Genomic DNA, 18,195 nt, shown 5'->3' on the forward strand with positions numbered 1-18,195 from the left:
ATATTCGATCGGGGAGCGGAAGGCAACTTACATGAGTGTCAATTACTCCGCCATTGCGAGCGAAGCGAAGCAATCCAGGGCAACGCGCGCCGCGCTGGATTGCCGCGTCGCTCCGCTCCTCGCAATGGCGGGAGAGTTAGAACGTCTTCTGATACTTAACACTGGCGCCCGACCCGCCGAACGAGCTCATCTGCGACAGGATGCTCAGGCTCTTCGACAGCGAAATCTCGAGCTGGGTCGCGGTGAAGCCGCGCGCGTCGGTGATGATCTCGATATAGATGTTGCGCGTGATGTACTTGCCCGCAGCGAGCGCGGTGCCGCGCCCCGTCGTCTCGTCCGCACCGAGGATGCGCAACCGGTCGATGCCGAGCGCGCCGCGCAGCTTGCCGAGCGGGTTGAGCCCCCCGCCCCCGCCGCGCAGCGAGTTGAGCGCGGCGGCCAGCTGCAGCGCTTCGGGCGCCGACAGATTCTCCGGGTTGGTCCCGAACAGCAACCGGCTGAGCACTTCGTCCTGCGGCAGCGCGGGGGTCGAGGTGAAGGTGATCTGCGGGCGCTGGCCGGTGCCGGCGATGTTGATCACGGCGGTGATGCCGTTGGTGTCGGTGGTCGCCGAAATGTCGAGGTCGGGATCGGACAGCGCATTGCCGCTGAACCGTACGTTGCCGCGGTCGATGTCGAAGCGCTTGCCGGCGAATTCGTACGTGCCGCGCACGATCTCCGCTCGCCCGTTGACGGTCGGCGCGGCGGAGGTACCGCCGACGCGCAGGTTGAGCGACCATTCGGATTCGAGCCCCATGCCGCTGACGAACACCTGGTTTGGCGCGCGGATGTGCAGGTCGAGCTTGAAATTGCTTGGCGGCGGCGGCGGTTTGTGCTGGCTGGCGACGTCGGACTTGCGGCGCACGCCCGCGAGCGCCGGGACCTCGGCCTGCCCCTGGAAGACGACCTGATAGCGCGCGTTGGGGATGCGCAGGTCCCCCTTGATCAGCCCGCCGTCCTTGCCGTTGGTGACGGTGATCGTGCCGGTCGCGCTGCCCGCCAGCGCATCGCTATCGGCCAGCGTCGCATTGTTGAGTTGTGCCTCGAGGTTGATCGGGAACCCGCTGTCCGCCGCCAGCCCGATCGACCCGTGCGCATCGACCGTGCCCTTGCCCGCCGTGGCGTGAAGCTGCGTGATGTCGAGCCGGTCGTTGGAGAAGCGCCCGGTCAACTGCATGGCGGTCAGCTTCGTGCCGTAGGTGCTGTTGATGTACGTCAGGTTGTCGGCGCGGACGATGCCGTTGAGCGACGGCGCGCCGAGCCGCCCGCCGAAATCGGCCGCGACCGCGATCCCGCCCGACGCCTGCTGGTTGGCGAGGCCCGCGAGCGAGAACAACACCTCGGCCGGCCCGTTGTAGCGCACCCCGCCCGACAGCGGCGCCGACGTCAGCCGCTCGGTCCAGCTGGCCCCGCTGCCGAGCGGCGCGAGGTTCGCCTGCAACCGCCCGACCGTGGTCGCGCCGCGCTTGACCAGCGCGCGCGCGTCGCCGCCCGCCGCGGTCAGCCGGCCGAGGAAGACGATATCGACCGGCCGCGACACGATTTCCGCGCTCGAGCGGGTGAAGCTGGTGATCGTCAGGCGCGTGTCGATATTGGGCACCGCCGCGCCGTTCGGCTGGGCGTAGTCGATGCTGCCCGTCGCGGACCCGTCGATGTTGAGTCCCGGGACCAGCGCATTGGCGACCGACAGGTCGAGATTGTCGAGCCGCGCCTGGAAGTTCGTACCCTTGCCGTAGCTCCCGGCGACGCGCGCGCTGCCCTTGTCGAACACGATCTGCGTCGGTTGCAACCTGTATTCGCCGTCGAGCGGCTCGATCCGCGCGGGGCGCGGCGTGCGAAACGCGATGCCGTTGGCCTTGCCCTGCACCGCGACGAGCCAGAGCTTGGGCTGAAGCGCGGCGCTGAGCCCCATATTGAACGGCACGCCGCTTGAGCCGTTGGCGAGCGCCTGCACGGTGCCGGCGCCGTTGGCGTAGTCGATCTTCGCGCGCGCGACCGACAGGACGGTGTCGCCGTAGCGCAGATTGGCGAGCTGCACGTCGGCGAGGATGCGCGGGCCGTTCGGGTATAGGATCACCGTGCCGTTCGCGAGCGCGCGCCCGATGGTGAAGTCGACCGCACCGGGAATCTTCGCGTTATAGGCATGCGCGTTGAAATCGGCGCGCTGCGCCTTGCCCTCGGCGGAGAGCGTCGCGACGCCGTTCACGCCCGACCCGGCGAACTGCAGCTTGCCGGCGAACGGCCCGGCGGCGGTCTGTTCGAGATTGCCGAGCAGGTTGATTCCCGCAAAGGTCGTGCCCTGGTTGACCTGCACCGTCAGCGTGCGGCCGGTCTTGATGAACACGTTCGCGCCAAACGCGCCGTAATTGGTGTTGCCCTTGGCTACGACCGCATAGCCATCGCCCTTGCCCCGGATCGTCGCCTCGAGGTCCGTCAGCCCGACCCCGACGCCAGGACGCGGCGCATGGATCGCGATGAGCGGCGCGTCCGCGGTGCCGGTCACGCGGGCGCTGACGGGGCCATAGGCCTTCGAATACCCATCGCCGGCGAACAGCAATTGCCCGTTGGGCGCATAGCGTCCCGCGCCGCGATACAGCGTGAACTGCGGCGCGCTCAGCTTGACGTTGTTGAACGTGATCAAGCCATTGGGGTCGTAGCCGACATCGCTCGACACCAAAGCGTTACCGCCGAGGAAATTCTGCACGCCGTCGCTGAAGATGCGCCTGGTCCGCGCGACGACATGGCCCTTGATCCCGAACCCGCCCGACGGCACCGACACCAGCTTCGCATCGGTGGTCAGGTCGACGATGCCGATCCCGTCGATCAAATAATTGTTGACCCGTCCCTTGAGCGCGCCGGTGTAATGCCCGCTCGGCAAGTCGGCGACGACGATCGCGGTGGCGTCGATCCGGTCCGACTTGATCCGCAAATTGTCGGATAGCAATTTGCCCTTCGAATACGCGAAATCGCCGACCGCACTGACGTTGGTCAACAACCCGCCCGCCATCGCGTTCAGCCCCGTCACGCGCCGCGCATGCGCGTCGACGGGCACCAGCACATGGTCGGCGTCGACCGTCGCCTTGCCCGACGCGGTCAACCCCTCCACCCCGGTGCCGTTGAACGACAGCACCGCCGCGCTGATGCTGTAGCCGAGCGTCGGGGTCGCGAACGGCCCGTCGAGCGTCAGGTGCGCCATTACGTCGCGCCCCGCCAGATTGGGCAGGATCGCGCCGGGCGTGAGCAACCGCGCATCGACGGTGAAATTGCCGAACTTGTTCTCGCCGAGGTCGAGCAAGCCGTTGGCGGCCACCGCCAGCGCGCTCGACGTCAGCGTCATCCGCGTCGTCGCCTTGCGCTTGTCGAGCGTGGACGAGATATCGACCATCATCCCGCCCGCGGTCAGCCGTTCGACCGGGCCGGCCATGTACAGCCCGGGATGCGTCAGGCCGTGAATCGTGAAGGTGCCATTGGCCGCGCCGAGATCGAGATCGGCCAGGCTTTGGCCGCCGAGCGTCGCTTGTCCCTTGCCGCGCCACGCCTTCCAGTCGCCGTTGCCGCCGATGCGCACCGACAACGGCGCCTTGATCCCGCTCATCGCCGCCGCGACGCCGTCGCCGGGCGCGTCGAGAGAGGCCTTGATCGTCAGCCTGTTGTCCTTGGGCACGGCATCGAGCGTCAGGCGAAGCTTGTCGCCGCCGGCGATCCCCGGCCCCTTCAGCGCATCGGCATTGGCGACGAGTTGCGCGCGTCCCGCCGCGATATGCGCCGATCCGTCGAGCCGGACGAGATGCGCTTGGCCCGTCACTTCCTTCGCCAGGACCAGCCGGTCGACCTTCAGCCGGCCGATATCGACATCGATGTCGGGCAGGATCGGCGCGTTGGGATCGCCCGGCTTGAGCACCACCGGCCGCGTCATCGTGACGAGCGGCGCCTCCATCGAATCGACATCGACGTGGTTCCACAGGAACTGGAACGGGTGCCATTCGATCACCACCGACGGTGCGGTCAGGAAGACGTTCCTGGTGTCGCTGACGCGAAGGTCGACCAGCTCCATCCTGCCGTAGATCGACCCCTTGATCCGCCCGACCTTGATGTTGAGCCCGGTCTCCGTGGTGTACGCCGCCAGCCGCGAGACGATGAAACGGTGCCCCGGCGCGGTGTCGAGCCCGACATAGACGAGCGCCAGCAGCGCCGCGATACCGAGCAGCACGATCGCGAACCAGCGCGTGATCGACTGCCACAACGGCCGCCGCACGATCACCACCTTTTCCGGCGTGGCGTCGGAGGCGGCCGCTTCGGCCATCAGAACGCCTGACCGATCGAGATGTAGAGCGCGATGCGGCTGTCGCCCTTGCGCCGGTTGAGCGGAGTCGCGACGTCGACGCGGATCGGCCCGAAATTGGTGTAGAACCGCCCGCCGATCCCGGCGCCGTAGCGCAGATCCTTGAATTGCGGTGTGCTCGACGCGTACGAATTGCCGCCGTCGATGAACGGCACGATGCCGTAATTGCCGAAGCGGTAGCGCGCCTCGAGCGAGAATTCGTTCAACGACCGCCCGCCGACCGGGTCGCCATTGGGGTCGAACGGGCCGAGCCGCTGGTAGCCATAGCCGCGCACCGATCCGCCGCCGCCACCGTAATAGCGCCGCGACGGCGCGAGGTCGTCGCGCGCGATCCCGACGATCGACCCCGCGCGCACGCGGCCCGCCAGCACCAGGCTGTCGCTGACCGGATAATAAGCGCTCGCCTCGGCCAGCGCGCGAACGTACGGCCGCGCCGCGCCGCGCACCGAGGTTTCGGGGCTGAGCGACAGTTTGACGCGATAGCCCTTGGTCGGGTTGAGCAAGTCGTTCGACGTGTCGAACTGCACCATCGTCGGCAGCGCGGCGATGAAATAGGTCCCTCGCTTACGCTTCAGCGCCGCGAAATCGTACACGTCCTCGTTGGTGCCGGTCAGCTCGAACCCGTAGAAATAGGTCAGTTTTTTCTGCCAGATCGGGGTCGAATCGTACGACACGCGCCCGATCAGCGAGGTCGTGACGGCGTTGAACGCATCGTAATTCTGGTGCCCGGCGGCGAGCGAGAAGGTCAGCGTGCGGTCGCGCTGGAGCCAGTTCGAGCGGCGGAAGGTCACCGACCCGCCCTGTTCCTGCGTGCCGCCGACCGCGGTCACGATCAGCGCGCCTTCGGGCGGGAAGGCGTTGCGCGCGGTATAGGTGGCTTCGGCGCGCGCGCCCTGCCCTGTGCTGTAGCCCGCGGTCGCGGCAATCGACCGCGTCTTGCCGACGCGCTGCGTGACCGCGATGTCGACGATCCGCGTGCCATCCGCGTTGTTCTTGCCGGTGTCGACCGGCTCGACCGCGACGGTCGAGAACAGGCCGGTCGCGACGAGCGCCTTGCGCAGATCATCGGTCCCGCGCGTGTCGTAGATTTCGCCCGGCTTGAACCGCCGCAGGATGTCGATGTGCTTGACGCCGAACGCGAGCCTGCCCGTCGTCGTGATCTGGCCGAAGCGCGAGCGCGGACCGGTGTCGACCGGAAGCGTATAGTCGCCAGTGAACGCGGCGTCGTCGAGCAGGATGTCGCGCGTGCCGAGCCGCGCGAACGGATAGCCGGTCTGGCCTAGCTTCAGACTGACGTTCGCCTCGGCGCCCTGGACGCGCTCGGCATCGATCGGCTGGCCGGGCGCGAGCGCCAGGCTGTCGACGATCAGGCCGGACGGCACGACCGGGCCCGAATCGACCGTTACCGTGCCGAACTTGTAGAGGTTGCCCGGCACCGCGTTGACCAATGCGCGCACCCGCGTCGGATCGTTCGGGATCGTCTCGATCGTCGAAACCGCGCTCGCGTCGTAATAACCCTTGCTCTTCATCAGCCGCACCGCGAGCGCCTCGTCCTCGCGCGCGCGCGCTCTGACCATCGGAATGTTCGCCGCCTTGCCGTCCCCCTTCTTGAGCGACGAGAAAGTGCGGAAATCGTCGTCGAGGCCGAGTTTGTCGAGGCCCGTGACGACCGTGTCGTAGCGCACCTGCGCGCTCTTCTTGTCGGCGGCGTCCGCGACCTCGATCACGGGCGTGGTGTTGTAGCTGTTGAGCGGCGGCAGCGGCGTGGCGAGCTCGGCGGGCGGCTCGGGCGGCGGCGGGAGCGTGCCCGGCGCCACATCGGGCGCAGGTGCTACGGGGGGCGCGGTGGCGCTGGGCGGGGCCTTGTCGGCGGTCTGCGGGGTGAACGGCGCGTCCTGCGGAATCGGCTCGAGCGGGGCGTTGATGTCGTTCGACAGCTTGGGGAGCGCGGCGTTGAAATCCTTGTCGCCGACGATCGGCTTGTCGCCTTCGGGATCGCTCGTCGGGGTCGGGATCGGGACGGGCTTGCCCTGCTGTTTCGCCGCGTTGGGATCGGGCGGCACCGTTTGCGCGAGCAACATCCCCGGCAGCAGCGCGCCGATCGCGATGACGTAGCAGCAGTGATGGACGATACGCGACACGACAGCCCCTTTGCCGGGGGGTACGGTATCGCCCTCCCCTGACGCTGCCAACGCCCTGCGGTCCAAAGGGTTCACTCGGGCGCCTCGGGCACCACCGCCGCGGCGGCCGCCTCGATCCGGTCGAGCATCGCCGACAGGGTGCGGCGCTCGGCGGGATCGAGCTGTTCGAAGATCGCCGCCTCCATCTCCAGCGCCTTGGGCGCAACCTGGTCGTAGAGCGCGCGGCCGGTCGCCGTCAGCGTGAGCAAGTGCGATCTTTTGTCCCCGGTATTGGGCTGGCGCGCGATCAGCCCGCGCTCGACCAGCGCCTGCGCCGCGCGGCTCACCGTCACCTTGTCCATCCGCGTCGCGACACCGACCGCTTGCTGTGCGATCGGCTGCCCCTCCGCAATAACCGCGATCAAGCGCCATTCGGGGATCTTGAGCCCGAACAGCCGGTCGTACGCCGTCGCGATCGCCGCCGACACGCGGTTCGACACCACTGACAGGCGGTACGGCAGGAAGGTATCGAGGCGAAGTTGTGTCACAGGCGCACTGTGCGGTGTGACGAGCGCCGAAACAAGTTCGGGGTGACGCGGGTTGAGCCTTTGACGTCCCGCAACAAATCGCATATAGTTTCATTTGAAACCAGTTTGCCCCAGTGGAGCACGATCATGACCGACCCCCGCGACAATCCGATGGGCCTCGACGGCTTCGCGTTCGTCGAATTCACCTCGCCCGACCCCGAGGCGATGGCCGACTGGTTCGGCAAGCTCGGCTTCACGCACGTCGGCACGCACAAGTCGAAGAATGTCCGCCATTACCAGCAGGGCGACATCCACTTCCTGCTCAACATGGACGAGGCCGGCCAGGTCGCGCTGTTCCGCAACGCGCACGGGCCGAGCGCCAACGCGATGGGCTTCATCGTCGAGGACGACGACAAGGCGCTGAAGCTCGCGGTCGAGCGCGGCGCGGTCGAGGTGAAGGGCCAGAACGGCCCCGGCGAGCTCGATATCCCGGCGATCGAGGGGATCGGCGGCGCGAACCTCTATCTGGTCGACAAGAAGGACGACATCTGGGGCACCGATTTCGTCCCCACCGGCAAGAGCGCGGACGACAATTCGGTGGGGCTCGAAGTGCTCGACCACCTGACCCACAACCTCCAGCGTGGGCGGATGGATTATTGGGCGGACTATTACGAGCGCATCTTCAACTTCCGCCAGATCCGCTATTTCGACATCGAGGGGCAGTCGACCGGGCTGTTCTCGAAGGCAATGACCGCGCCCGACGACAAGATCAAAATCCCGCTCAACGAAAGCCAGGATGAGCATTCGCAGATCGAGGAGTTCATCAAGGATTACAAGGGCGAAGGCATCCAGCACATCGCGCTGACCACCGACGATATCTTCTCGACCGTCGACAAGCTGCGCGCCAACGGGATCATCTTCCAGAATTCGCCCGACACCTATTTCGACATGATCGACCAGCGCCTGCCCGGGCACGGCCATGACGTGGCGGAGATGCGCAAGCGCAAGATCCTGATCGACGGCGCGCCGGAGACCGGCGGCGGGCTGCTGCTGCAGATCTTCACCGCCAACATGGTCGGGCCGATCTTCTTCGAGATCATCCAGCGCAAGGGCAACGAAGGGTTTGGCGAGGGCAATTTCAAGGCGCTGTTCGAGTCGATCGAGCTGGATCAGATCAAGCGCGGCGTCGTGCCGGGGGTGGAGGCGTAACCTATCTTCCCTCTCCCCTTGCGGGAGAGGGTTGCGCAGACTTGGCAGCTTGCTGCCTAGTCGGAGCTGGGTGAGGGGGTAAGCGGTCCGCAGGACCGCGCGAAGCTTCGCTTCGCTCCCCCTCTCCAACCTACGCTAGCGAGCAAGCTCGCAAGCTTCGGTATCCTCTCCCGCAAGGGCGGAGGAAGAGAGGGCAGCATGACCGAATACATGACCGGCTTCGGCAACCACTTCGCCACGGAAGCGGTGGCGGGCGCTCTCCCAGTCGGCCGCAACTCGCCGCAGAAGCCCGCGTTCGGGCTGTACACCGAGCAACTCAGCGGCACCGCGTTCACCGCGCCGCGGCACGAGAATCGGCGGACCTGGATGTACCGCCTGCGCCCGAGTGCCGCGCATCCCGCGTTCACGCGCTACGACGGCGCCAAGCGCTTCGCCCCCGGCCTCAGTGACAAGCCGTTAGCCCCCAACCGCCTGCGCTGGCAGCCGCTGACCGACGCGCCCGCCGCCGACTGGCTCGACAGTCTGACGACGATGGTCGTCGCCGGCGACGGCCCACGCACCCAGGCGGGCGTCGCGATGCACGTCTATTCGGCGACGAAGGACATGGAGAACCGCGTCTTCGCGAGCGCCGACGGCGAACTCCTGATCCTCCCCGAACAGGGCGGCCTCACCCTCCTCACCGAACTCGGCAAGATCGACATCGCGCCTGGCCAGGTCGCGGTGATACCCCGCGGCGTTCGCTTCCGCGTCACCCTCCCTAATGGCGCCGCGCGCGGCTATGTTGCGGAAAACCACGGCCAGCCGTTCCGCCTCCCCGACCTCGGCCCGATCGGGTCGAACGGCCTCGCCAATCCGCGCGATTTCGAGTCGCCCGTCGCCTGGTTCGAGGATGTCGAGGGCGATTACGAGCTGGTCCAGAAGTTCGAAGGGTCGCTCTGGACCGCCAACCTCGGCCGCAGCCCGCTCGACGTCGTCGCGTGGCACGGCAATTACGCGCCGTACCGCTACGACCTAACGCGCTTCAACACGATCGGCAGCATCAGCTTCGACCATCCCGACCCCTCGATCTTCACCGTATTGACCTCGCCCAGCGACGTGCCCGGCACCGCCAACGCCGACTTCGTGATCTTCCCGCCACGCTGGATGGTCGCCGAGGACACGTTCCGCCCGCCCTGGTTCCACCGCAACACAATGAGCGAGTGCATGGGGCTGCTCTACGGCGCGTACGACGCCAAGGCCGACGGCTTCCGCCCCGGCGCGATGAGCCTGCACAACCAGATGAGCGGGCACGGCCCCGACGTCGTGAGCTGGAAAGGCGCGAGCGCGGCTGAGCTAAAGCCGCACAAGATCGACGGCACGATGGCGTTCATGATCGAGAGCCGCTGGGTGTTCCACTGCACCGACTACGCGCTGGAAACGAGCGCGCTCGACGAGGATTACGACGAAGTGTGGTCGGGGTTCCCGAAGGCTGAGGTGCCTACAAAGTAGCGCAGATCAGTCAGCTTCGCGCCAAAACTTGTCGGGACTTGGGATCGCGATCAGCGGCTCGAACGTCACTTTCCAAACGTCGAGTTCCAACGGCCCTCCACGATCGTCGCGGTACAGCGACGCAACAACTTCCACGCCGTCGGCGTCGTCGAATCGACAAGCGCCTACCACTCCTCCAAATTTGCGGCCTTCTCCACCGACGAATTTCAAACTGCCCATGCCGCCGTCGCTCATTTCGGCGACGAGCGGCCATTCCGCGCGATGTGACGAGAAGAAATTGCCGGCCAAGTAGCGCACTAACTCCCATTCGGAATCGGCGAGTGGCCGAACGTCCGCTGTCATTTCATCTGCCGCCGCGCGCTCGCCAGCGTCGCCTTCCCATAGGGCGGCATGATCCCCGCGAGCTTGGCGACGTTGATCTTAGGCTGGCGGTACACCGCCTTGGCATGGCTGAACGTCTTGAACCCGTCCGCCCCGTGATACGCCCCCATCCCCGACGGCCCGACGCCGCCGAACGGGAGTTCCTCCTGGCTGATGTGGAAGATCACGTCGTTGAGCGTCACCCCGCCCGAGATCGTGCGGTCGAGCACGCGGCGGCGCTCCGCATCATTGTCGCCGAAATAGTACAGCCCGAGCGGGCGATCGCGGCGGTTGACCTCGGCGATCGCGGTATCGATGCCGTCGTAGCGGCGCACCGGCAGGATCGGGCCGAAGATTTCCTCCTGCATGACGGTCATGTCGTCGGTCGCGTCGCGGACGATGTGGAGCGGCATTTTCCGCGAGTTCGAGCCAACGAAATCCTCGTTGGCCGGGTTGACCGTCTCGATCGTGGCGCCCTTCGCGCGCGCATCCTCCAGCCAGTCCTGCAGCCGCTGGTGATGCCGGTCGTTGACGATCGAGGTGTAATCGGGGTTCGCCAGCAGCGTCGGGTACATCGCCGACACCGCGGACTTCAGCCCGTCGACCACCGCCTGCTCCTGGTCGTTCGGCACCAGCATATAATCGGGCGCGAGGCAGATCTGGCCCGCGTTCATCATCTTGCCCAGCGCAACGCGCTGCGTGGTCCGCGCGATGTCGGCGCCCTTGCCCACGATCACCGGCGACTTGCCGCCGAGTTCGAGCGTCACCGGGGTCAGATTGTCGGCGGCGGCGTGGAGGATGTGGCGACCGATCCCGGTCGCGCCGGTGAAGATCAGATGGTCGAACGGAAGTTCGGCGAACGCCTTCCCGACCTCCGGCCCGCCCGAGAAGAACGCCAATTCCTCGACGGCGAAATAATTCGGACAAACTTCCTCGAACAGTGCCGCCGTCCGCGCGGTGAACTCGCTCGACTTGACCATCGCGCGGTTGCCCGCGGCGAATATGTTGGCAAGCGGCGCCATGATGAGCTGCACCGGGAAATTCCACGGTGCGATGATTCCGACCACGCCCTTGGGCTGATATTCGATCCAGCCCTTGCCGCCGAGCAGCCCGAGGGGGAACGTCACCGGGCGCCGTTCGGGGCGCATCCACTTGTCGAGGTGTTTGATCGCATGCTTCATCGGCGCGATGGACGCGGCGATGTCGGTGACCATCGACTGTTCGCGGCTGCGATGGCCGAAATCCTCCGACAGCGCGTCGCAGAAGGCATCGGCATGGTCGCGGATCATCGCGGCGGCGCGCTTCAACCGATCCTTGCGGACGGCGGACGGCACCGGCAGCTCGGCCTGAAACGCGGCGCGTTGCGCGGCGAGCGTCTGCTTCATGTCCATCACGCGCACCCCACCAATCCACCCACGGCCAGCACCAGCGTGTCCTTGCCCGGCCGGTCGATCCGCAAGGTCGCGTCACCGATCCGCGCGCCGCTTGCCAGATTGCTGTCCGCGCCCACCGTCATGTCGAGCGTCGCCGTCACGTCGCCGCCTTTATATTCGGTGGTGTGCGAAAAGCCGTAGCCGCCCGCGCCGTTCTGTGCCGACAATGCGAAGTCCTGCACCTTGCCGTCGATCGTCAGGCGAATCGTCGCGGGGTCGGCGACCGCCATCGCGATCAGCGCCTGGCTCGGGCCGCGTGTCCACAAGTATGCGGCGCAGCCCTTCGCAGGCAGCTCCTGCTTGGGCAGCGCGCCGATCGGCAGGCCGTCGACGCTCGCGACGATCGGCGCGGGCGCTGGTGGCGGGGTCTTGTCCTTGGCGAAGGCGGGCGCAGCGATAGCCAGCAAGACGAGCGGGAGCATCTTCATGACCCGAACGCTACCATGACCAGCCACACCGGGTAAGCTGCGATCGCCATCAGCGCACCGAGCGGCAAGCGGTCGGTCGCGCCGATCGGCCGGCCCCGCGCCATCGCCCCAATCACTGCCGCCAGCCCGACCACGCATGCGAGCAGCACGACGAACGGCAGCATCGCCCAGCCGACCCACAACCCGATCGCGCCGAGCAGCTTGGGATCGCCCCCGCCGAGCCCTTCGCGGGCACGAAGGTGCCGGTAGGCGAATCCGATCAGCCAGAGCGAGGCGAACCCGGCGACCGCGCCGATGAGCCGATCTGGCCACGCAGGCGGCGCGACCGCGATCGACGCCAGCCCCGCCAGTGCCAGCACGCCCGTCAACGCGTCGGGCAACCAGAATTCGGCGACATCGAGCGCCGCCAGCGCGAGCAGCAGCCAGCCGAACACCGCCCCGGCGACTCCGATTGCCCCCGGCACGGCGTAACCGCTGATCGCGCCGAGCACCGCGCAACCCAGTTCGATCTGCCAGTGGCGCGGGTCGATCTTCGCGCGGCACGTCCTGCACTTGCCCCGCGCGAGCATTCCGCTCAGCAACGGCACCAGCTCCCACGCTCGAAGCGTCCGCCCGCACCCGTCGCATGCCGACCGCCCGCCGATCACCGACCGACTCCGCGGCCAGCGAATAACCAGCGTCGCGAGGAAACTCCCGACGATTGCGCCGAGCACGCCAAGTCCGGCGGGCCAGACCCAGTCAGCCATTCGGCTTCTTGCGGATGAGATAGCGATAGATGCCGAACAGATTGACCCCGAACAGCACAGTGTTCTGCGTACCGAGAGCAAAGTCCTTCGACAATACCGCACCGGCGATCCAGCAGATCGACGACCCGACGAACACGACGAATCCCCACCCGGTCACCTTTCGTCCGAGGTCGAACGACACCATCAGCGCGGCGATCATGCCGCTGATCGAGGCAGCCCATTTGAGGATCGTGATGAAGGTTTGCATGTCCCTCCCCTAGCCAAGGATGCTGGCGGCTCAAATGATTCACGGCAATTTGAATTTACGCCCTCGCGCGCCTAGATCGCCCCCACCAATCCGGAGCCTCCATTATGACCGCCGACCCGATCGTCATCCTGTCCTATGCCCGCACTCCGATGGGCAGCTTCCAGGGCTCACTGACGGGTGCGTCGGCGACTCAACTCGGCGCAACGGCGGTCAAGGGCGCGGTCGAGCGTGCGGGCGTCGACCCCAAGGATATCGAGCGAATCTACATGGGCTGCGTCCTCCCCGCCGGGCTCGGCCAGGCGCCCGCGCGGCAAGCGGCGATCGGTGCCGGGCTCGGCGATCATGTCGAGGCGACGACGGTCAACAAGATGTGCGGATCGGGCATGCAGGCGGCGATCATGGGCGCGGAAGCGCTTGCGGCCGGGTCGGTCGACCTGCTCGTCGTTGGTGGCATGGAGAGCATGACCAACGCGCCGTATTTGTCGATGCGCCACCGCGGCGGCGCGCGGATCGGGCACGATGTGATGAAGGATCATATGTATCTCGACGGGCTCGAGGATGCGTACGAGCCGGGCAAGCTGATGGGCGCGTTCGCCGAGGATACCGCGCAGGACTATCAATTCACCCGCGCCGCGCAGGACGAGTACGCGATCGCCTCGCTCACCCGTGCGCAGGAAGCGCAGAACTCGGGCGCGTTCGACCGCGAGATAGTGCCGGTCGAGGTCGTTGGGCGGAAGGGCACAGACACGATCACGCGCGACGAACAGCCGGCCAAGGGCGACCCGTCAAAGATCCCCACGCTGCGCCCCGCCTTCTCCAAGGACGGCACGATCACCGCGGCCAACGCCTCGTCGATCTCGGACGGCGCGGCGGCGCTCGTGCTGACCCGCCAGTCAGTCGCCAACAAGCTCGGCAAGACGCCGGTCGCGCGGATCGTCGCGTCCGCGGCGCATGCGCACGCGCCGGCGCTGTTCACCACCGCGCCGGTCAACGCGATGCAGAAGGTGCTCGACAAGGCCGGCTGGTCGGTCGGCGACGTCGACCTGTTCGAGGTCAACGAAGCGTTCGCGGTGGTCGCGATGATCGCGATGCACGACCTCGGCATTCCGCACGACAAGATCAACGTGCATGGGGGGGCGACCGCGCTCGGCCACCCGATCGGCGCGAGTGGCGCGCGTATCCTGACGACGCTCATTTCCGCGCTACAGACGCGCGGCGGGACCAAGGGCGTCGCGTCGCTGTGCATCGGCGGCGGCGAAGCGACCGCGTTCGCGGTAGAGCTGATCGGCTAAAGTGCCAGCGTGAAATAGCGGCTGAAGCTCGTGTCGGTGTAGTCACCGAACGGCTCGGTCTCGACGAAGCCGGCGGAGCAATACAGCGCGTGCGCCGCTTCGAAAGGCGCGGTGCGGCCGGTTTCGAGGCTGAGCCGTCGGTATCCGCGCGTCCTTGCCTCGGCGATCATGTGGTCGAGCACGGCCCGTCCGACGCCACGGCGCAGCGCGGTTGGTGCGGTACGCATCGACTTCAGCTCACCATGCCCGGCGTCGAGGCGCTTCATCGCGCCCATGCCGAGCAGGTGACCGTCGTCCCATACCGTCCATACGGTGACGTCGGGGTGGCTGAGCCCCGACGAATCGAGCGCGAAAACGTGGCACGCCGGCGAATGCGCGTGCATCTCGCGCAGGTGGTATTCGACCAGCGCCGCCACTTCGGGCCGCGACAGGTCGTCGCGCTCGATCCTCACGCGCCAGCTATTCCAGCGTTTCGGTCGGATCGACGCCCCAGATGTGGCTGACCTCGACGAACCCCCCGCGGCCCTTGACGTCAAGGTAGCACCAGCCGTTGCCGCACTGGTTGACCTTGCCGACCACGCCGGGCGCCGCGCGCCAGTTGACCTTGCCGGCGTAGCGCGGGCTGTCGCGCAGTTCGGCCACGTCGCCCATCACCATCGCGGTCCGCGTGTCGCTGATCAGGTTTGCCTGCATCCAGCCCTGCGTACCACCCGGATCCTCGACCTTGCGCCACAGCGCGCCGGCCCCCTTTTCCTTGAAATTCTCGACCACCTTCACCGGCAAACCGGGGCGGACATAGCGCCAGCTGATCGGATAGTTGCGCCCCGGGCCGGTGCGCATCCGCGCTTCGGACGCCTGAATCGACCCGAAATAGGGCGGCTTCTTCTCGACCAGCGCCGCCACCGCCGGCACCGCGAGGCCGAGCGCCGCGATCATCGTCATTGCCTTCGCCATCCGCATGGCAAACCCCTTCTTAACCCATCGAGTCGTTCTGTATCGCGTGCGCGCACCCCGCATCAACCGAGTTGACCTGCACCGAAACCCCCGCCAAGCCGCGAACATGCCCAATTCGAGACGAAAACCTCGGGTGATCGTGACGCGCGAATTGAGCGATGCGGTGATGGACCGCATGGCCGAACTGTTCGACACGCAGCTCAACCGCGACGATATCGCGATGACGCGCGAGCAACTGATCGCGGCGATCCAGGACGCCGACGTGCTCGTCCCGACCGTCACCGACGCGATCGACGAGGATCTGATCGAGGCAGCGGGCGACCGGCTGAAGCTGATCGCCAATTTCGGCAACGGCGTCGACCATATCGACTTGAAGGCGGCGCGCGCGCGCGGCATCCTGGTCACCAACACGCCCGGCGTGCTGACCGACGACACCGCCGACATGACGATGGCGCTGATCCTGTCGGTGCCGCGGCGGCTGGCCGAGGGCGAAAAGCTCGCGCGGTCGGGCGAATGGCGCGGGTGGAGCCCGGGCGCCATGCTGGGCCACCGGATCGGCGGCAAGACGCTGGGCATCGTCGGGATGGGCCGGATCGGCCAGGCGGTCGCGGCGCGCGCGCGTGGCTTCGGGCTGACGGTGCATTACCACAACCGCCATCGCTTGCCGGAGGCGCTCGAAGCGCAACTCGGGGCGACGTGGCACGCTGACCTCGACGAGATGCTCGCCGGGTCGGACTTCGTCACGATCCACACGCCGCACACCGACCAGACCGAACACGTCATCGACGCGCGGCGGCTCGGCCTGCTCAAGCCCGAAGCGTATCTGATCAACACCTCGCGCGGCACCGCGATCGACGAAGCCGCCCTGATCGATGCGCTGGAGGCCGGCAGGATCGCCGGCGCGGGGCTCGACGTGTTCGAACACGAACCGGCGATCGACCCGCGGCTGCTCGCCTTGTCCAACGTCGTGCTGCTCCCGCACATGGGATCGGCGACCTACGAAGCGCGCACCGCCACCGGCGAACGCGTGATCAGCAACATCCAGCACTGGGCAGACGGTCATCGGCCACCCGATCAGGTATTGGAGGGGTGGATATGACGTTGCGAGACCTGGGGCTGGCGCTCCTCGTATCGATCGGCACGGCGGCCCCGGCGCTCGCGCAGGATGCCGATAGCGCGGGCTGGCCATTGCCGCGCAACGACGTGCCGGGAACGCCATCCGCCAGCCCGACGGTCGACGACTGCGCTAGGAAAGCGTGCATCTATCTGGTCAACCTGTCCAACCACCGCGTGACGCAGTTCCGGTATGCGACCGCGCCGGACAAGAGCAGCCTCCCGCAGTGGAGCGGCAACCAGTTCGCGCCCAATTACGATTTCTATTCGAAGCGCTGGACCGCCTGGTACCCGCCCAAGCTCGCCGGCTGCATCCTCGCGCTCAAGGTGGTGATGTCGCTCGACGGCAAGGACCATGAGGAAAGCGGGACGTTCGACGTCTGCGCGAACCCGACGCTGTTGTTCACCATCCAGGACCCTACCGAGCCAAGAGGCACGGTCACGGTCGATCCGCTCCCGGACGATCCCGCGCCCGCGGCTAAACCCTGACGCTCAATCCCCGGTCAAAATCCGGTCGACCAGCTGTTTCACCGTGGGCACGAAGCCGTTCGAATAGAACGGGTCCTTCTTGAAATTGTACGCGCCGTGGCCCGCGAACATCAGATTGCGGTCGGTGTCGCCGCCGTGCGCGATATCCTGCAGCGTCTTCTGGATGCAGAAGCTGCGTGGGTCGGCGAGACGGCCGGTCGAGTTGGTCTCGCTGTCCTTCCATGACGAGAAGGCGCACTGGCTGAGGCACCCCATGCAGTCGGCCTGATCCTTGCGGATTTCGGCCTTCTCCGCCGGCGTCACGAAGACGAGCGTGTTATCGGGCGTCTTGAGTGCATCGGTGAAACCGTGCCCGAACCATTCGCGCGCGCGGAGCAGATCGTTGCGCGTCACCCAGAAATTCTTGCCCTTCACCCCGACGTCGAGCTGGAACGTGTGGTCACCGGCTTCCTGCGTCGAGAACGCGATCTGGCGCTCCGACCGCGCTTCGAGCGCGCGGAGGAACGGGTTGCGCACCGCCGATGAATAAAAACCGGTCGGCGAGAAGCGGTGGAGCAGCACCTCGCCCGGCTCGATGTCCATCAGCTTGGCTTTCCAACCGTCGGGGATCGGGCTTTCCTGAGTCAGCAGCGGTCGCGTACCGAACTGAAAGACGATCTGACCGAGCTCGGGATTGTCGATCCAGTCGTTCCAGTCGCGCAGATACCAGACGCCGCCGGCCATCACGATCGGGGTCGAATCGGGAATGCCGCCCTCACGCATCGTCTCGCGCAATTCCTTGACGCGCGGGTACGGGTCCTGCGGCTTCAATGGGTCTTCGGCGTTCGACAGCCCGTTGTGCCCGCCGGCGAGCCACGGATCCTCGTACACCACCGCCGCGAGCCATTCGGCGGCCTTCGAATAGGCGCGCTTCCACAGCGCGCGGAACGCTCGGCCCGAGCTCACAATTGGTAGATAGTTCACGTTGTAGGACGCTGCGATCTCGGACAATTTGTACGGCATGCCCGCGCCGCATGTCACCCCGGCGACGAGCCCGCGCGTGCGCTCCAGCACACCGTGCAGCACGCGCTGCGCGCCGCCCATTTCCCACAGCACGTTGATGTTGATCGCACCCTTGCCGCCGGCGATGTCAAACGCCCGCTTGACCTGCTGCACCGCGCCTTCGATCGCGAAGTCGATCAGTTCCTCGTGCCGTTCGCGCCGAGTCAGCGCCTTGTAGATCTGCGGGATGATCTTGCCGTCGGGGTCGTAGCTGTCGGCGTTGACCGCGCTGACCGTGCCGATCCCGCCCGCCGCCGCCCAGGCACCCGCCGAAGCGTGGTTGGTTGCCGCGACGCCCTTCCCGCCCTCGACCAGCGGCCAGACCTCCCGGCCGTTGTAAATGATGGGCTTCAGGCCTTTGAACACT

The 18,195-nt window shown here is 66.8% G+C and carries 16 protein-coding genes; 5 read left to right on the forward strand and 11 right to left on the reverse strand.

Features of this window, described 5'->3' with window-relative positions; all coding sequences use genetic code 11:
- Positions 1-136: 136 nt before the first annotated feature.
- The 3 genes from E7773_RS05555 to E7773_RS05565 form a co-directional block, all read right to left on the reverse strand.
- On the reverse strand, positions 137-4,342 hold the full coding sequence (locus E7773_RS05555) for a translocation/assembly module TamB domain-containing protein (protein WP_293989226.1): 4,206 nt from the start codon (positions 4,340-4,342) through the stop codon (positions 137-139).
- Positions 4,342-6,522: a BamA/TamA family outer membrane protein gene (locus E7773_RS05560; RefSeq protein ID WP_363129939.1), complete on the reverse strand. Its 2,181-nt coding sequence runs from the start codon at positions 6,520-6,522 to the stop codon at positions 4,342-4,344. Before E7773_RS05560 ends, E7773_RS05555 begins: the two co-directional genes overlap by 1 nt.
- A gap of 71 nt (positions 6,523-6,593) precedes the next feature.
- Positions 6,594-7,049 carry a MarR family transcriptional regulator gene (locus E7773_RS05565; RefSeq protein ID WP_293989229.1) on the reverse strand — a complete coding sequence of 152 codons (456 nt, stop codon included), beginning with the start codon at positions 7,047-7,049 and terminating at the stop codon, positions 6,594-6,596.
- A gap of 126 nt (positions 7,050-7,175) precedes the next feature.
- Between E7773_RS05565 and hppD the strand changes: the two genes are divergently transcribed.
- Both hppD and hmgA read left to right on the forward strand, forming a co-directional pair.
- Positions 7,176-8,237 (forward strand): 4-hydroxyphenylpyruvate dioxygenase, encoded by a 1,062-nt coding sequence (hppD, locus tag E7773_RS05570; protein WP_293989232.1) that lies wholly within the window; start codon positions 7,176-7,178, stop codon positions 8,235-8,237.
- A 198-nt stretch (positions 8,238-8,435) separates the two neighbouring features.
- Positions 8,436-9,725, forward strand: coding sequence for a homogentisate 1,2-dioxygenase (gene hmgA / locus E7773_RS05575; RefSeq protein WP_293989235.1), 1,290 nt, complete (start codon positions 8,436-8,438; stop codon positions 9,723-9,725).
- A gap of 6 nt (positions 9,726-9,731) precedes the next feature.
- On the opposite strand, the gene E7773_RS05580 is transcribed toward hmgA, so the two are convergent.
- From E7773_RS05580 to E7773_RS05600, 5 genes are read right to left on the reverse strand one after another with little or no spacing between them, the layout of a single operon-like run.
- Positions 9,732-10,067, reverse strand: coding sequence for a hypothetical protein (locus tag E7773_RS05580; protein ID WP_293989238.1), 336 nt, complete (start codon positions 10,065-10,067; stop codon positions 9,732-9,734).
- The gene (locus E7773_RS05585) at positions 10,064-11,476 is read right to left on the reverse strand and encodes a coniferyl aldehyde dehydrogenase (RefSeq protein WP_293989241.1); all 1,413 of its coding nucleotides are present in this window, start codon (positions 11,474-11,476) and stop codon (positions 10,064-10,066) included. The genes E7773_RS05580 and E7773_RS05585 overlap by 4 nt, the downstream gene beginning before the upstream one ends.
- Positions 11,476-11,946 carry a hypothetical protein gene (locus E7773_RS05590; protein ID WP_293989244.1) on the reverse strand — a complete coding sequence of 157 codons (471 nt, stop codon included), beginning with the start codon at positions 11,944-11,946 and terminating at the stop codon, positions 11,476-11,478. The genes E7773_RS05585 and E7773_RS05590 overlap by 1 nt, the downstream gene beginning before the upstream one ends.
- The gene (locus tag E7773_RS05595) at positions 11,943-12,692 is read right to left on the reverse strand and encodes an A24 family peptidase (protein WP_293989247.1); all 750 of its coding nucleotides are present in this window, start codon (positions 12,690-12,692) and stop codon (positions 11,943-11,945) included. Before E7773_RS05595 ends, E7773_RS05590 begins: the two co-directional genes overlap by 4 nt.
- Positions 12,685-12,939: a hypothetical protein gene (locus E7773_RS05600; RefSeq protein ID WP_293989250.1), complete on the reverse strand. Its 255-nt coding sequence runs from the start codon at positions 12,937-12,939 to the stop codon at positions 12,685-12,687. The genes E7773_RS05595 and E7773_RS05600 overlap by 8 nt, the downstream gene beginning before the upstream one ends.
- Positions 12,940-13,043: 104 nt before the next feature.
- On the opposite strand from E7773_RS05600, the gene E7773_RS05605 reads away from it, so the two are divergent.
- Positions 13,044-14,231 (forward strand): acetyl-CoA C-acyltransferase, encoded by a 1,188-nt coding sequence (locus E7773_RS05605; RefSeq protein ID WP_293989253.1) that lies wholly within the window; start codon positions 13,044-13,046, stop codon positions 14,229-14,231.
- Here E7773_RS05605 and E7773_RS05610 read toward each other — a convergent pair.
- Both E7773_RS05610 and E7773_RS05615 read right to left on the reverse strand, forming a co-directional pair.
- Complete coding sequence (locus E7773_RS05610; RefSeq protein WP_293989256.1) at positions 14,228-14,683, reverse strand: GNAT family N-acetyltransferase; 456 nt, start codon at positions 14,681-14,683, stop codon at positions 14,228-14,230. The genes E7773_RS05605 and E7773_RS05610 overlap by 4 nt on opposite strands.
- Positions 14,684-14,690: 7 nt before the next feature.
- Positions 14,691-15,191, reverse strand: a complete 501-nt coding sequence (locus tag E7773_RS05615) for an SH3 domain-containing protein (RefSeq protein WP_293989259.1) — start codon at positions 15,189-15,191, stop codon at positions 14,691-14,693.
- 100 nt (positions 15,192-15,291) lie between these two features.
- Between E7773_RS05615 and E7773_RS05620 the strand changes: the two genes are divergently transcribed.
- Together E7773_RS05620 and E7773_RS05625 are read left to right on the forward strand one after the other, a co-directional pair.
- Positions 15,292-16,284 carry a D-glycerate dehydrogenase gene (locus E7773_RS05620; protein WP_293989262.1) on the forward strand — a complete coding sequence of 331 codons (993 nt, stop codon included), beginning with the start codon at positions 15,292-15,294 and terminating at the stop codon, positions 16,282-16,284.
- Positions 16,281-16,787, forward strand: a complete 507-nt coding sequence (locus E7773_RS05625) for a hypothetical protein (RefSeq protein WP_293989265.1) — start codon at positions 16,281-16,283, stop codon at positions 16,785-16,787. The genes E7773_RS05620 and E7773_RS05625 overlap by 4 nt, the downstream gene beginning before the upstream one ends.
- A 3-nt stretch (positions 16,788-16,790) precedes the next feature.
- Here the strand turns inward: E7773_RS05625 and E7773_RS05630 are convergent, their stop codons facing one another.
- Positions 16,791-18,194 (reverse strand): nitronate monooxygenase, encoded by a 1,404-nt coding sequence (locus E7773_RS05630; RefSeq protein ID WP_293989268.1) that lies wholly within the window; start codon positions 18,192-18,194, stop codon positions 16,791-16,793.
- Position 18,195 lies beyond the last annotated feature (1 nt).

It is taken from the genome of Sphingomonas sp. (genome assembly GCF_004799495.1).
Classification (GTDB): domain Bacteria; phylum Pseudomonadota; class Alphaproteobacteria; order Sphingomonadales; family Sphingomonadaceae; genus Sphingomonas.

Coding starts and splice junctions, on each gene's coding strand:
- E7773_RS05555 (WP_293989226.1), bottom strand. CDS start 4,342: ATGGCCGAAGCGGCCGCCTCCGACGCCACGCCGGAAAAGGTGGTGATC.
- hppD (WP_293989232.1), top strand. CDS start 7,176: ATGACCGACCCCCGCGACAATCCGATGGGCCTCGACGGCTTCGCGTTC.
- hmgA (WP_293989235.1), top strand. CDS start 8,436: ATGACCGAATACATGACCGGCTTCGGCAACCACTTCGCCACGGAAGCG.
- E7773_RS05580 (WP_293989238.1), bottom strand. CDS start 10,067: ATGACAGCGGACGTTCGGCCACTCGCCGATTCCGAATGGGAGTTAGTG.
- E7773_RS05585 (WP_293989241.1), bottom strand. CDS start 11,476: ATGGACATGAAGCAGACGCTCGCCGCGCAACGCGCCGCGTTTCAGGCC.
- E7773_RS05590 (WP_293989244.1), bottom strand. CDS start 11,946: ATGAAGATGCTCCCGCTCGTCTTGCTGGCTATCGCTGCGCCCGCCTTC.
- E7773_RS05595 (WP_293989247.1), bottom strand. CDS start 12,692: ATGGCTGACTGGGTCTGGCCCGCCGGACTTGGCGTGCTCGGCGCAATC.
- E7773_RS05600 (WP_293989250.1), bottom strand. CDS start 12,939: ATGCAAACCTTCATCACGATCCTCAAATGGGCTGCCTCGATCAGCGGC.
- E7773_RS05605 (WP_293989253.1), top strand. CDS start 13,044: ATGACCGCCGACCCGATCGTCATCCTGTCCTATGCCCGCACTCCGATG.
- E7773_RS05615 (WP_293989259.1), bottom strand. CDS start 15,191: ATGCGGATGGCGAAGGCAATGACGATGATCGCGGCGCTCGGCCTCGCG.
- E7773_RS05620 (WP_293989262.1), top strand. CDS start 15,292: ATGCCCAATTCGAGACGAAAACCTCGGGTGATCGTGACGCGCGAATTG.
- E7773_RS05625 (WP_293989265.1), top strand. CDS start 16,281: ATGACGTTGCGAGACCTGGGGCTGGCGCTCCTCGTATCGATCGGCACG.